At 56.7% G+C, this 13,843-nt stretch carries 11 protein-coding genes and 1 pseudogene; 4 read left to right on the forward strand and 8 right to left on the reverse strand.

Features of this window, described 5'->3' with window-relative positions; all coding sequences use genetic code 11:
• The 8 genes and pseudogenes from QM579_RS11175 to nadC form a co-directional block, all read right to left on the reverse strand.
• A pseudogene (locus tag QM579_RS11175) lies at window positions 1-375 on the reverse strand (hydrogenase formation protein HypD); the annotation flags it as partial.
• Between the two features lie 195 nt (window positions 376-570).
• Window positions 571-1,626: an N-acetyl-gamma-glutamyl-phosphate reductase gene (gene argC / locus QM579_RS11180; RefSeq protein WP_414999223.1), complete on the reverse strand. Its 1,056-nt coding sequence runs from the start codon at window positions 1,624-1,626 to the stop codon at window positions 571-573.
• A gap of 126 nt (window positions 1,627-1,752) precedes the next feature.
• Complete coding sequence (locus QM579_RS11185; RefSeq protein ID WP_414999253.1) at window positions 1,753-2,076, reverse strand: DUF1844 domain-containing protein; 324 nt, start codon at window positions 2,074-2,076, stop codon at window positions 1,753-1,755.
• 329 nt (window positions 2,077-2,405) lie between these two features.
• Window positions 2,406-3,593: a pyridoxal-phosphate-dependent aminotransferase family protein gene (locus QM579_RS11190; RefSeq protein WP_414999224.1), complete on the reverse strand. Its 1,188-nt coding sequence runs from the start codon at window positions 3,591-3,593 to the stop codon at window positions 2,406-2,408.
• A gap of 261 nt (window positions 3,594-3,854) precedes the next feature.
• Window positions 3,855-5,390 carry a hypothetical protein gene (locus QM579_RS11195; protein WP_414999254.1) on the reverse strand — a complete coding sequence of 512 codons (1,536 nt, stop codon included), beginning with the start codon at window positions 5,388-5,390 and terminating at the stop codon, window positions 3,855-3,857.
• Window positions 5,391-5,490: 100 nt separating this feature from the next.
• Window positions 5,491-7,125 (reverse strand): L-aspartate oxidase, encoded by a 1,635-nt coding sequence (nadB, locus tag QM579_RS11200; protein WP_414999225.1) that lies wholly within the window; start codon window positions 7,123-7,125, stop codon window positions 5,491-5,493.
• A 10-nt stretch (window positions 7,126-7,135) separates the two neighbouring features.
• Complete coding sequence (nadA, locus tag QM579_RS11205) at window positions 7,136-8,182, reverse strand: quinolinate synthase NadA (protein ID WP_414999226.1); 1,047 nt, start codon at window positions 8,180-8,182, stop codon at window positions 7,136-7,138.
• A gap of 42 nt (window positions 8,183-8,224) precedes the next feature.
• Window positions 8,225-9,097: a carboxylating nicotinate-nucleotide diphosphorylase gene (gene nadC, locus QM579_RS11210; protein ID WP_414999227.1), complete on the reverse strand. Its 873-nt coding sequence runs from the start codon at window positions 9,095-9,097 to the stop codon at window positions 8,225-8,227.
• A 258-nt stretch (window positions 9,098-9,355) separates the two neighbouring features.
• Between nadC and mgtE the strand changes: the two genes are divergently transcribed.
• The 4 genes from mgtE (at window position 9,356) to QM579_RS11230 (ending at window position 13,766) form a co-directional block, all read left to right on the forward strand.
• Window positions 9,356-10,954, forward strand: coding sequence for a magnesium transporter (gene mgtE, locus QM579_RS11215; protein WP_414999228.1), 1,599 nt, complete (start codon window positions 9,356-9,358; stop codon window positions 10,952-10,954).
• 87 nt (window positions 10,955-11,041) lie between these two features.
• Window positions 11,042-11,728 (forward strand): response regulator, encoded by a 687-nt coding sequence (locus QM579_RS11220; protein ID WP_414999229.1) that lies wholly within the window; start codon window positions 11,042-11,044, stop codon window positions 11,726-11,728.
• 444 nt (window positions 11,729-12,172) lie between these two features.
• Complete coding sequence (locus QM579_RS11225; protein WP_414999230.1) at window positions 12,173-13,300, forward strand: sulfite exporter TauE/SafE family protein; 1,128 nt, start codon at window positions 12,173-12,175, stop codon at window positions 13,298-13,300.
• Window positions 13,301-13,334: 34 nt separating this feature from the next.
• Window positions 13,335-13,766 (forward strand): DUF1634 domain-containing protein, encoded by a 432-nt coding sequence (locus tag QM579_RS11230; RefSeq protein ID WP_183717684.1) that lies wholly within the window; start codon window positions 13,335-13,337, stop codon window positions 13,764-13,766.
• Window positions 13,767-13,843 lie beyond the last annotated feature (77 nt).

A 13,843-nucleotide genomic window follows, 5' to 3' on the forward strand; every position in this document is an offset into this window, starting at 1 on the left:
GGTAAGGGCGTCCAGCGGAGAATACACAATTTCGACGCGTGCCCCCTGGGCTTGGGCGTGCTTGAGGCTGCGGCCGCCTGGGCCGGGAACCCGCAGCAGGTCGCCAAACGTAGCTATAATAACATTATCGCGCCCTGCAAGATCAAGAAAGGCGGCCACTTCCGCGTCATGCGTAACACAGACGGGACAGCCCGGGCCGGAAAGATGGGCTACCGTATCGGGCAGCAGGGAGCGCAGGCCGCTTTGAAAAATGGCAACCGTATGCGTGCCGCACACTTCCATAAAGCGCATGGAGCGCCCGTCCAGCGCCCTGTTGAGGCGGTCCAGCAGGCTGCGGCAGAGCTGGGGATCCTGAAAGGCTTGTTCCAGTTGCATGATGCTCCCTTTATTACGGTGTGCGTTAGGCTTTAAACAGTGTCGTTTCGAGGGGCTTTCCAATCGTTTTTGAGGCAAGTTTCATCTTTTATTCTGGTTGCGTGTCAAAAGAGCACGCAATCAGAATAAACATTTCATTTTTCATGCTATAACAAGGAAGTCCATCTCGAAACGGCACTCTCAAAACGGCATTGTCTAGGGCAGAGGGGCCAGCATATCCAGCCCCGTACCCACGGGCAGGCCACACATCAGGTTGGCATTGGCCAGAGCCTGTCCGGAAGCGCCGCGGCACAGGTTGTCAATGGCTGACAAAATGGTGAGCCTGCCTGTACGCGGGTCTACCACAAGACCAAGGTCGCAGAACATGCTGCCGCGCACATAGCGTGTTTCGGGCAACGATCCCTTGGGCAGCACACGTATCCAGGGGCTGTGCGCCCATGTGGCCATGAAGGCCTCGCGTACCTGGTCCAGTGTGGCGGCAGGATTTTTCAGCCTTGTATAAATGGTGGATAAAATGCCCCGGTTGAGCGGCAAAATATGGGTGTTGAAAGAAAGGCGCACGTCGTGCCCGGCCAGGAGAGATATTTCCTGCTCGATTTCCGGCGTGTGTCTGTGCGTGGGCAGGCCGTACGCGCGGAAATTATCCGACACTTCGCAAAAGAGTGTTCCCACGGCGGCTTTGCGGCCTGCACCTGTGGCTCCGGACTTGGCGTCCACCACAATGTCGTCCGTTTCAACAAGACCATTCTTTATTGCCGCATACAGGCCCAGAATCACCGATGTGGGATAGCAGCCGGGGTTGGCAATAAGGCTGGCGCGTGAAACTTCCGCAGCATAGAGTTCCGGCAGGCCATAGACGGCTCTGGGCAGGATGTCTTTGTGCGTGTGTTCGTGTCTGTACCATTCGGTGTAGACTTCGGGGTCACGCAGGCGAAAATCGGCGGAAAGGTCCACAACTTTGGTTCCGGCCTTCAGCAGGGGCGCAGCCATATCCATAGCAGTGCCCGCGGGCACGGCAAGAAAAACCACGTCGCATTCTTTGGCTGCCTGTTCTGGATCAAAGACGCTTATGACAACATCCGAACCGGGCATGTGCTCCAGAAATGGGTAGTATTCGCCAAGGCGTTTGCCAGCCTCGGCCCGCGAACAGGCCATGCTGAGACGCATAGACGGGTGGCTGACCAGAAGCCGCGCCAGTTCCATGCCCGCATACCCCGTAATACCCACCAGACCCGCTTTGAATGTCTTCATGCCCCAATCCTTCTTGCTCGCCGTCAAGGCATCTGAAAATTGTACACAACGCCTGCCACATGTTGAGCAGGCGCGCCTTTGGGTTACATATTCGCTGCCAGCGCCCATGAGACGCCTGCGCGAAATTTACGCTGGTTTCTGATCCTTGCCGGACAGGCATTCACAGTTGGGCCCGCATTTCATGACGAATTTCATGCGCAGCTCAAACAGGATGCTTTCAAGCAACTTGCGCTCCTGATCGTCAAGGCAGTTCTGTGTTTTCATGTGCAGCATCTCAAGCACGTCAATGCTGTGCTTGGCCAGAGGCAGGCTGGTTTCCATACTTCCGGTTTCCGGGTTGGGAACTTCGCCCAAGTGTACCAGAGCGGAAGAAGCAAGAGAAAGAATAAACGTAGAAAACGTCACTTCAGGCATAGGCCCGGATGAGCATCCGCAGGAATTCTGGCTCATGGTGACCTCGTGGCGCGTAGCGCCTGGCTTGTCAGGCACGGCAGGCCGCGCCAGGTAAGTGGTAAGGGCAAGTTACAGAGCATCCCACACCTGAAATGCTTTGGGCATTTGTCCTCAAATCGTTGCCGCAAACCAGGCGCAAGCTGTCTTGCCCAACGTTAAGCAACGTATTTTGCAGCGCTGCTCCAGAGCAGATTGACGTTGAAAAGTTGTACATTTCAACAGGTCATTTCTTCTGAAAATACAATTTCAGAAGAATCCACTCTTGCTACTATGCGCTACACTTTTGTGCAGCACCAGAGCATGCAAACTTTTTAAAGTTAAATGCCCTAACTGTTGTATACCAGAGGCAGAGGCTCGCCCGGTTCCCCCGCAAGAGCGGCGCGGTAGGCGGCCAAACCCTGTTCAAGATAATCACGCGAGCCGCAATATCCACCCACGGCACAGAGGCAGTCATTAAGCGCATAAATACCTGCTACGACGTCAGCCCAGTCTACCCAACCCATGTGCCCAACGCGCGCCATGCGGCCCTTGAAGTGATCCTGCCCGCCAGCCATAGATACGCCGTGCTTTTCCTGCGCCATGCGCAGAACTTCAACGCCGTCAACGCCGTCAGGCAGCATCACGCTGGTGATGCCCCAGGCAAAGTCTTTCTTGGCAAAAAGTTCCAGCCCCATAGCTGTAAGACTGGCGCGGGTCAGCATGGTCAGCGCCCATTGTTTGGCATAAAGGGTCCTGAGGCCGTTCTCAAGCAGCATGTCCAGGCTTTCCTTGAGTCCAAGAATAAGCCCCACAGGAGAAGTAAAGAGCGTCTGCCCTTTGTGAACGTACTCCCGTTCCTTGATCAGGTTGAAATAGAAACAGCCCGGCGTCTGCTTTTCGGCGCATGCCCATGCCCTTTCGGACAGAGCCAGCAGGGCAAGGCCAGGGGGCAGCATAAGGCCTTTTTGCGAACCGGTGAGCAGACAGTCCACGCCCCAGGCATCCATAGGGCAAGGGGAAAGTCCCACTGCTGATATGCCGTCCACCAGCAACAAGGTTTCGGTGTTGCGCGTGATGCGGGCCACTTCTTCCACAGGATGCAGTACGCCCGTAGATGTTTCAGAAAGCTGGATAAGCACACCCGCGATGGACGGATCAGCCTTCAGGGCTGCTTCCACAGCTTGCGGTGAGACAGCCTCGCCCCAGGGCACAACGATGGATTCTACCTCAAGACCGTGGGAAAGAGCAATTTCACGCCAACGCTGGCCGAACTTGCCGCCCTCAATAACCAGTACTTTCTGGCCGGGAGCAAAGAGATTGTATACAGCCGCCGTCATTGCGCCCGTGCCGGAACAGGAAAGGGGCAACACCGTGCTGGTCGTGCCAAAAAGTGTTTTCAGGCTTACCTGTACCTGCGCCATGATCTCTTTGAACTCGCCCTTGCGGTGATGGATCATGTCCCTGGCCAGAACCAGACGCACACGCTCCGGCAGAGGCGTGGGGCCGGGGGTGAGCAGGCGAAACTTGTTGAGCATGTGGCTGTTCCTCGTGGTTTATGCGCCGGATGATGCGTGGTCCTGCGCTCCGTAGTCTACGGTTGCCGTTCCATTCATCTGGGCATGACATCAAAATATTGCAGGCATGCAGTTTGCGCCCGTGAGCCTCCGGCGTCAAGTTTTTACGGGCGTATACGTCGGTTTTGCGGCGTCTGGCATGCAGGCTTCAAAAGATGCTTAAAACTCGTTTATCACCTTGCGGCGGCGTTTTTCAGCCGCCGCAAGGTGTGGCACTACATCCTACTGCTGCGTGTTTATGGCCCGCACAGTTTCAAATGGCAGCCGCAGGCTTTCCATCTGTTCCGTGAGGCTGCGGTCTCCCTGCTTTGCAGTGAAGGTAAGCAACATGCCGGGATTGTCCAGCATGGCAATAAGGTCAAGCACAAGAACCGTGCGCCCTGGCGTGCTTTGAATATCAAGGTTGCCCGGTTTGGCCGCAAAAGCTTGCAGACTCTGGCGAATGGCCTTGTTTTGCGGGGTGTCCTTGATGCCGGGCAAAGCGGCAAGGGATTCAAGCGTGGCCACAGCCTGGGGCACGCTGGGAGAAATGTTCAGCCCCAGCCATGCGGTAGCGCCTTCATCCTTGTAGTTCAGGTTAAAGTCACTGAAGCTTTGCGTAAGAAGGTCTTCTGCCATACGAGCGCCGGGCTTTTCACTCATGTTCAGGGAGCAGTCAAGTTGTCCCATACCTACAGATTGTACCGTGGCTTTTTTGTGGTTGATGGTGCCCTTGGTTTGGGACTCAAAAGCCATATCCATGTTGAGCGGAGGCAGGGTCAGCTCCAGCAGCGCATACAAAAGGCTGGAGGGAGCGGTCAGGCCAGTAATGCTGCTGCGGGTGTGCGAAGGCGCATTGGAAAGCCATTCAAACTGGGCATCCTTGACCTGCACGGAGCTTGTTTCCACGGCAAAGCTCATGTCTGTAGCCTGGAACTTGCGCAGCAAAGGCGGTTCTGCGTTCAACATGGCTTCCACAAGCGGCATCAGCTGCTGCTGGGCTTCCTGTGATTCAGGATCTTCACTGAGGATCACAAGCTGGCGCATGAGATTTTCTTCAGGCAGAAAGATGCCTTCCTGGCGAATATGTCCGACAGCCAAACCCTGTGCGCCGCCAACCCGGATGGCAAGGTCATCTATGGCAAGGCTTGCAATGGCGTGTTCCTGCCAGCCAGCCATGTGCATTTCTTTGAAGCTTACCTTGATTGAACCGTTGGCGTCGATAATATCTGCACTGACAAAGTAGGCGCGGGTATTGTCCGCCCCCATGCTGTACGTTGCGGTAACCATGTCGATGGGCTCGTTTCTGTCAAGAGCCTGGGCCACCACAAAAGGCTTGGCGCGAATAACGTCGATTTCTTCCCGCTGCACAGTGACCCTGCTGTTGGGAGTGGTCATAGCGACATTACGTACAACCACATTTTCGGCTATATCCACAAGGTTATTGCCGTCAAGAACCAGGCCGCGCAGGGGGGTGAGGGCCAGCAACATGCGCACTGGCAACCGGAATGAAGCTTCGGAAACGAGCCATGTCTCAGGGCCCCTTGCCTGTTCGCCGCGTAGCGACAGGCCCCGGATGGAAACCTCACGCGTGAAAGGCGAAAAATCCACCTGGTCTGCGGTGGCTGTGTAGGCCTTGCCCTGCGGGTCAATGGACATATTGCCAAGCCCGCTAAGAAGCTGTTCTTTTATGGATGAGCGCAGTCCGAAACCCAGCGCTGTCAGACCAACAGCAATAATAACTGCCAGTAGGATCAGTGTTTTCAGCAGTTTTTTCATTACAGGTTTTTTCCTTCGTTGGTTGATATGGCGTGCGGTGTGCCGCATGTCTTGTACTGGGCAAGTATGCCAGAAATGGCCCACTGCGGGCAGGTCATCCTCAATCTACCCGGTGGTGGCAGCCCAGGCTGGTGTGGTTACGCATGGCTGCCTGAGTAATGACATAGGCGGTCTGCGAACCGTGGAAAAGGTCCACCAGGCGGCGAGAAATGCGTGTATGTTTATAAAAATCGTGGATATGCCGCACGAGGTCGCGCATGTCTTCAAAGGCCCTGCGCAGGCGGGCCTCAGTGCGTGAGATGCCTACGTAGTTCCACATGGTGTTGCGGATATTGGCCCAGTCCTGTGCAACCAGGGCCGGGTCATCGCGGCGCTCGTCACCTTCATGCAGCCAGTCAGGGATGGAGGCTATGAGATTCTGGGGCAGTCCGTCTTCGGAATTAAGGCGTAGGGCAAGGTCTTTGCCGCAGCTGACGCCCCACACCAAGGCTTCCAGCAGGGACGTGCTGGCAAGGCGGTTGGCCCCGTGCAGCCCCGTGCAGGCGCATTCGCCAATGGCATAAAGCCCGCGCATGGACGTGCGTCCGTGTACGTCTGTAAGGACACCGCCGCAAAAGTAATGAGCGGCAGGCACTACGGGGATGGGCTCCCGGCGTATATCAATGCCTGCTTCAAGGCATTTCTGGAAAACAGTGGGAAAGCGCGTGGGCAGATCCTGCTGCACTCCGCTTACGTCCAGAAAAAGGCAGGGCGCGCCATTGTGCAGCATTTCGTCCATCATGGCCTGTGAAACCACGTCTCGCGGGGCCAGGTCGGCGCGCGGGTCGTAGTCTTTCATGAAGGCCTGCCCCTTGTGGTTGAGCAGGCGCGCGCCCTCGCCGCGCATAGCTTCGGTAATGAGGGAGCGGCGGGTGCTGCGTTCCTCATACAGGGCGGTGGGGTGAAACTGCATGAATTCAAGGTTGGCCAGGGATACGCCAGCGCGAAAGGCCATCGACACGCCTGTGCCCACGCAGCCCGGAGCATTGGTGGAATGCAGAAACACCTGCCCCACGCCGCCAGTAGCCAGCACTGTCCAGTCGGCCAGAATCGTTTCCGGTTCACCGCTTTCTTCGTTGAGCACGTATGCACCAAGGCAGCGGTTGTCCACTTCGTAGCGGAGTTGCGAACCCTTGGCGTGGTGATGGCTGGTAAGGAGGTCAATTGCGGCGCGCCGGTGCAGGCGCGTGATGCGTGGGTGTTCCAGAACCTGGGCAGTCAGGCCGTCCATCATGGCCCGCCCCGAGTAGTCACGGCAATGCAGGATGCGCGGGGCAGAGTGCCCGCCTTCGCGGGTAAGATTGAAACTGCCGTCATCATTGCGGTCAAAGGGCACTTTGGCGCGCTCTATGAGCACGTTGTCAACGCACTTTGGCCCCTGATCACACAGAAAGCGCACTGCTTTGCCATAGTTGTAGTTGTGGCCTGCTACAAATATATCTTTTTCAAGGGCCTGAGCATCATCGTTCGGCTCGGCCTCGTGTGCGCCAGAGCCATTAGTACCTTCATTGGCGGCAGGGTCGGCACGGTAAATGATGCCTCCTTGCGCCAGTTCGGAATTGCCGTCAGCCAGTTGGCTTCCGGCATTGATAAGAAGCACTTCATAACCGGCGTCGGCCAGAGTCAGGGCGGCGGTGCATCCGGCAATGCCCGAACCGATAATCAATACGGGCACATGACGGCGACTGACATTCACAGTGCTAACCTCACTGGCCGCATACTTCCAGCATGCGGGTTAACGAGAGACGGGCGGGGGGGCAGAGTTCCTCCTCGATCGCCAGAGGGGTGGCTTTTTGCGAAACAATTTCAGTAAGTATAGTCCAAAGTTTCTTTTCCGTCACCTTGGCCATGTTGCCGCAAATGGCGTGTCCCAATGGGATGATGCGGCATTGGTCCTTGAAGCGGTCGGCAAGGCGATGCACAAGGTGGTTCTCTGTCCCCACAATAAGGGTGGAACCCGGAGCTTCGGCGGCCACGCGCGCCGCGTCCTTGATGAGGAAGGATGTGGAACCTGCTCCGTCACAGACGGAAATGACTTCTTCACGGCATTCTGGATGGGCAATGACGCGGCAGCCGGGATGGGCGGCGCGCATTTCGCGTACATCATCCGGATCGAAGCGGGCATGGATGGCGCAGCAGCCCGGCCAGAGCAGCAGTTTTTTGTCCAGAGGCTGGCTTTCAGGATCAACCAGACCCTTGGAGCCAATGCGCAGCACGTGGCGGTCTTGGGGAGGAATGCCCAGAGCCGTCGCCGTGTTGTTGCCGAGGTGCCTGTCTGGCAGAAAAAGCACGCCGTCACCCTGCTTCATGGCCCATTGCAGCATGACGCCCGCATTGGCCGAGGTACAGACGGCTCCGCCGTATTCTCCCACCACAGCCTTGAGGGCCAGATCCGTATTGACGTAGGCTAAAGGAATAACCTTGCGCCCACGCTCGTAAAGCTGTTCCAGCACCTTGCGGGCCAGAGGTGCGGGCGTCATTTGCGACATAAGGCAGTCTGCATCCATACTTGGCAGATAGACGGCCTGCCCCGGCTTGGCCAGCAGGGCGGCAGACTCACCCATAAAGTAAACACCGCAGAATACGATGTAGTCTGCGTTTACCTGCGGCACACGGCGAGCCAGTTCAAGCGAATCTCCTGCGATGTCGCAGTGCTGCACCACGGCATCATTCTGGTAGTGGTGCCCCATAATGCAGAGTTTGTCGCCTAATTGTCGCTTGATGGCCTGAATTTCGGCACTGATATTTTGCATGGTCTTGTTCCCTGTACTGAAAAGATACTGACGCTGGCGGTCTCAGGCCGGCAGCAGGGTCATGCTGAAGTCTGCCGCAACGGCAGAGTGGGTAAGCCGCCCCACAGAAATGAAATCAGGCCTGCGTGGAGCGGTAAGAGCGAGTTCACGGATGTTTTCCAGCCGTACGCCGCCGCTTACTTCGGTTTCAAAGCCTGCTGGCACCAGAGCCAGAGCCTGGCTCAGAAGCGGCCCGTCCATATTGTCCATCATGATGCGGTCGGCACCTGCGGCAATGGCTTCACGCACATGATCAAGGGTGCGGCATTCCACTTCAATGGGCGGGCAGGGGGTGTAGCGGGCGCGCAAGGCCGCCACGGCAGCGGTGATGGAACCTGCGGCGTCGATGTGGTTGTCTTTGAGCATGAGCATTTCCGCAAGGTTTTTGCGGTGATTGCAGGCTCCGCCTGCCTGTACGGCGTATTTTTCGGGCCAGCGCATACCGGGGGTGGTTTTACGCGTGTCGAGCAGGCGCACTCCCGTGCCTTCCAGTTCGCGCACATAGCATGCCGTGAGGTTGGCTATGCCCGAAAGGTGGGTTATAAAATTGAGGATAACGCGCTCGGCTTTGAGCATGGCCACGGCGGGCGCTGCGATGCGGGCCACCTCTGTCATGGCAGGCACTTGAGCGGCTTCGGCGGCCAGAGCCTGCCACTTGAAGGGCGAGCCCAAAGCCCGGAACACCGGGCCAATAACGGGAAGACCCACCACCAGAGTGTCCTGTTTGGCGCGTATGGCGGCATTCAGGTACGCGTCGGGAGTAAAAAGGCCCAAGGCGGTCAGTTCTGGGCCGTCTTCTTCCAGGGCGAGATCGATGCATTTTTGAAGAAGCCGCTGTCCTTCCGGTGAAAAAAAAGCGGCCCAGGGCGTATACATTGCGCTTGTCCCCATTTCTTACGCATGCTAAGTGAAAGGGCGCCCGCCGTGGCCAGACGCCACGTGCGGCGTGATGGCCCTCACACGGCGGATTGCGCCGTTGTGCGGGTTATTTGAAGTAGATAGAATGCCCAGTGCGTCGCGTCAAGCCGCGTGAACCTAGAGAGCATTTTCACATATGCGCCTTACCGTCTGAAAGGCGCAATTTCCGGCATTATTGCTCCTTCGGGATGTATTTTTTTGGATGAAAGGCGCGCTATGGCAGATTACAAAGACAAGCAGCACACTGGAGCCGAAGAGGGCATGAAGCGGGAAGAAACCCGTGGAATTCAGCCTGCTGTTTCACTAACGGACCCGCATTCGAGCGCGTCCGCAAAGTCCGCGACCGTGAATTCCGCCCCTGGCAAGAATGAACGGGCCGGAGCTGCAAGCACGGGCAGCGGTTACACTGAAGATTACGCCGACGCCGGTTCTGATGCCGATGCGGCGCCTTCCGTGTCCGATGCTGCAAAAGCCGGAACTTCTTCGGTTCATCCCGCTTCCAATCCTCCTGATTCCATTGACGAGGAATATGATCCCGAATTTTTGGATCAGGAGTTCATTCACCCGGCCGACATGGCCGACCATCTTGAAAATATGAGCCTTGAAAGGCAGGTGAGCACCCTTGTTCGCATGCCCAAGGAAGATGCCGCAGAGGCGCTGGCAGAACTTGACGGAAATATGGCCGTCGACGTGCTGGAAAATCTGGATACGGACGTTGCCGCCCAGATTATTGCCGAGATGTCCCCTGACGACGCCGCCGACGTGCTGGATGAGCTGGACGAGGACCACCGCGATGCCCTGCTGGAAAAACTGACCCGCGAAGATTCCGACGAATTGCGCAGCCTGCTCAATTTCGATCCGGATTCCGCTGGCGGTGTCATGAACACCGAGCTCATCCTGCTGGAAGGCAACCAGACCGTGGATGAGGCCATTGCGCATATTCGCGCGGAAATGTCTGAAAAAGAAAGCCCTTATTACGGCTACGTGGTGGATTCGCACGACGTGCTTGTGGGCGTGCTTTCCTTGCGCGACCTCATGCTGGCCCGCCCCGGTACCATTGTGGGCGACGCGGTCTCCGGGCAAAGCGTTATCAGCGTTACCTACGATACCGACAGGCGCGAAGTGGCCAGCCTGCTTTCACACTATAACTTCATGGCCATGCCTGTTGTGGATAATGACGGGCATATCATGGGTGTTATCACCTATGACGATATTATGGACATCATGCACGAAGAGGCCAGCGCTGACATGCTGGGCATGGTGGGCGCCGACCCGGAAGAAAGCGTGGACACGCCCTGGAAAGAAAGCGTGCGCAAGCGCCTGCCCTGGCTCTTTGTAAACATGTTCAACTCGGCCCTGTCAGCCTCGGTCGTGTATATGTTCGAAGGCAGCATAGCCGAAATGGCCGTGCTGGCCGTACTTATGCCTATGGTGGCCAATCAGGCGGGCAATACGGGGCAGCAGGCCCTGGCCGTTATGATTCGTCAGTTGGCCACAGACCGCTTTGACCAGAAAAAAGCCTGGATGGCCGTTGTGCGCGAAGGCAAGATTGGCCTTGTCACCGGTGTTGTTATGGCTTTTACTGCTTTTATCGGCGCGTGGATGTTTACGGGTGTAGCTGCCATTGGTGCTGTAATGGGCGGAGCGCTTATGTGCGATATGCTGCTGGGGGCCATTTCTGGCGGTTCAATACCCCTTATTTTTCGAGCTCTTGGGCGTGACCCCGCGCATGCTTCCAGTATTTTTCTCACTACAATCACAGACGGCGCGGGCTTTTTCATTTTTCTCGGGCTGGCATCACTCTTTTTGTTGTAGCTCTGCACAACCTGAATCGTCCGGTTCAGACCGCCTGCCTCTGTGGAGGCAAGCGGTAGTTACGAAGCCGGGAGACTGGACAGGCATATGGCACAGGCGCAAAATGAAATTTGCCGCATTTTGCTGGTAGATGACCACAAACTGCTGATGGAAGGCGTGCGCAGCCTGCTGGCTCCTTACGCCCATTTGCGGGTAGTGGGTATGGCGCTTTCAGGCGGAGAAGCCGTGGCCCTGGCCGCATCTTTGGGCCCGCACCTTGTGGTGCTGGACTTGGGCATGCCCGGCATGAACGGTGTCGAAACGGCTCGCGCCGTGCTGGAAGTACGCCCCGGAACACGTATTCTTATTTACACCGGGCATGAGGATCAGCGCTGGCTGCCGGAACTTCTCGATATCGGCATCATGGGCCATGTGCGCAAGTCTGAACAACCGGGCGTGCTTTTGCGCGCCATTGAAAGTGTGCGACAGGGTGAAATATTTCTGAGTTTTTCCGATCCGGGGGGCCGTCTGGCAGCGCTGTTGCGGGAACGCCGTCAGGCTGCGGATGATTCTGGCGGCGAGGGAGCTGGCGACCTGAGTGCTCTTTCGCCTCGGGAAAAGGAAATATTCCGCCTTCTGGCTGACGGGCAGAGCATCAAGGCCATTGCTGGCGATTTGCACATAAGCCCCAAAACTGTTGAAACCCACAAGTATAACCTGCTCACCAAGCTACAGGCCGGATCTGTGGGGGATCTGGTCAAGATTGCCATCCGCCACGGCCTGCTCAAGGTCTGACGTATTTTTAGCTGGACTACTCTAGGCAGTGCCGACTCAAGAGCCTTTCCAGTCCTTTCTCCGCTAAACTTCTCCCTTTATTCCGGTTGAGTTCATACCCTGCATAGAAGTCCAGTTCTCAGTGAAATAACAAGGCAATTCATGTCGTGACGGCACTACCCGGAATCCGCAAGGCGTTGTAGCGAACAGGCCGATTTACCCTGACTTGGTTTCTACCTTCAATAAAGGCAAAAGGCGTAGTTGTCGTCAAACTATCCTCTCCGTTATTCCTTCATTTTCCTGTCTTTCAGGCACGCCTGCAATCATTGTTATCTTCCTGGGGAAAATCCTTAGAACTTTCTTTCACAAATCAGGATTCTCCCGATGGTGTGGGTGAGCTGCCCAGCCTAGTCTTGCCCTAACCGAAAAAACAAATGCGTCGGTCAAGGGCGCAAGGGGGAGACAATGGCCTGTGTTTTTCGTGAATACCTCAAAAGAGGCGCAAGGGACTATGCGGCAAAGCTCGTGCTGTTGCCCGTCATGCTTTTTCTGCTTTTAGCCGCACCAATGGCGGCCTTGGCCCAAGATGGGGATCAGGCCCAACCCGTTGCGCAGAGTTCGGCTCCCGCTTCCAGTTCCGCTGATGCCGTGGCCTCTGCCACAGCTGCTCCGGCGGATGCGGCAGCTCTACAGACCGCGCAGTCCACTGCACAGACTTCCGTTCAGACTGCCGACATGGCCCCGGTGGATAATCATCCCTGGTGGTTCTGGCCCCTTGCCTTGCTAGGGTTCTGTTTCATTCTTGGCATAATCGCCGTTATGGCCGGGGTAGGCGGCGGCGTGCTTTTCGTGCCGCTGGTCAGCGGCTTCTTCCCCTTCCATCTCGACTTCGTGCGTGGTGCTGGTCTGCTGGTTGCTTTGGCAGGCGCATTGGCTGCCGGTCCCGGTTTGCTGCGCCGTAATTTCGCCAACCTGCGCCTGGCTCTCCCCGTGGCGCTGATAGCTTCTGCCTGCGCCATTGTGGGTGCCATGCTGGGGTTGGCCCTGCCCACGCACATCATTCAGACCTGCCTTGGCGGTACCATTCTAGCCATCGCCGTGCTCCTGCTGCTTTCCAAAAACTCCGTCCGTCCTGTGGTGAACAAGCAGGATGCCATTAGTATGGCCCTGGGCATGGATGGCGTATTTCTTGAGCCCAGCACTGGTGAAGTGGTGGAATGGAAAACCCACCGCACGCTGGCGGGCCTTTTGCTCTTTATTGTAATAGGCATTATGGCGGGCATGTTCGGCCTTGGAGCCGGATGGGCCAACGTGCCGGTGCTTAATCTGCTCATGGGCGCCCCGCTCAAGGTAAGCGTGGGCACATCCAAATTCCTTCTTTCCATTACGGATACTTCCGCTGCCTGGGTTTATCTTAACCAGGGCTGCGTTATTCCCCTTATGGCAATTCCCTCCATTGTGGGGCTCATGCTCGGTTCCGTGGTCGGTGTGCGCCTGCTTGCCGTGGCCAAGCCCAAATTCATCCGCTACATGGTGATTTTTGTGCTTCTTTTCTCCGGCGTCAAAGCCCTCATGAAGGGCCTGGGCTGGTAGTTTTCGCCCGGACTGGACTTTTTGGGAGGATAGTATGAATACTATGGATGTTAAGAACGAAATCAAGGCTTCACCGGCGCAGCTGCGTTATGCTGATACGCTGTTCTACGGTTCACTCATCGGTTTTGTGACTATGCTGATCACGTATGCGCTCTATGTGTTTGGCGTACTTGAACCGCAGATTCCCCTTGATGAGATGCCACGCCTGTGGACGCACAGCGCTGCCGCCTACCGTGCTGCCGGAAATATTCCTCAGGGCTGGGGCTGGCTTGCTCTCGTGGGCAAGGGCGATATATGCAACTTTTTGGGCATAGCCTTTCTTGCGGCTCTGACGATCTTCTGCTTTGTGCAGCTTGCCTGGAGCTTGGCCCGGCGCAAGCAATGGCTCATGATGTGTATTGCCATTGCTGAAGTGCTGGTTCTGAGTCTGGCTGCGTCCGGCGTTCTGGTAGCTGGAGCGCACTAGCCTGTTCGCCAAGGTCTGCGCTGCGGAAACGCACGTCTGAAGCACCTCAGTGCGCTTTGTGGCGCAGACCTCGGAGG

Source organism: Desulfovibrio sp., assembly GCF_047607245.1.
In the GTDB taxonomy this organism is placed as follows: domain Bacteria; phylum Desulfobacterota; class Desulfovibrionia; order Desulfovibrionales; family Desulfovibrionaceae; genus Desulfovibrio.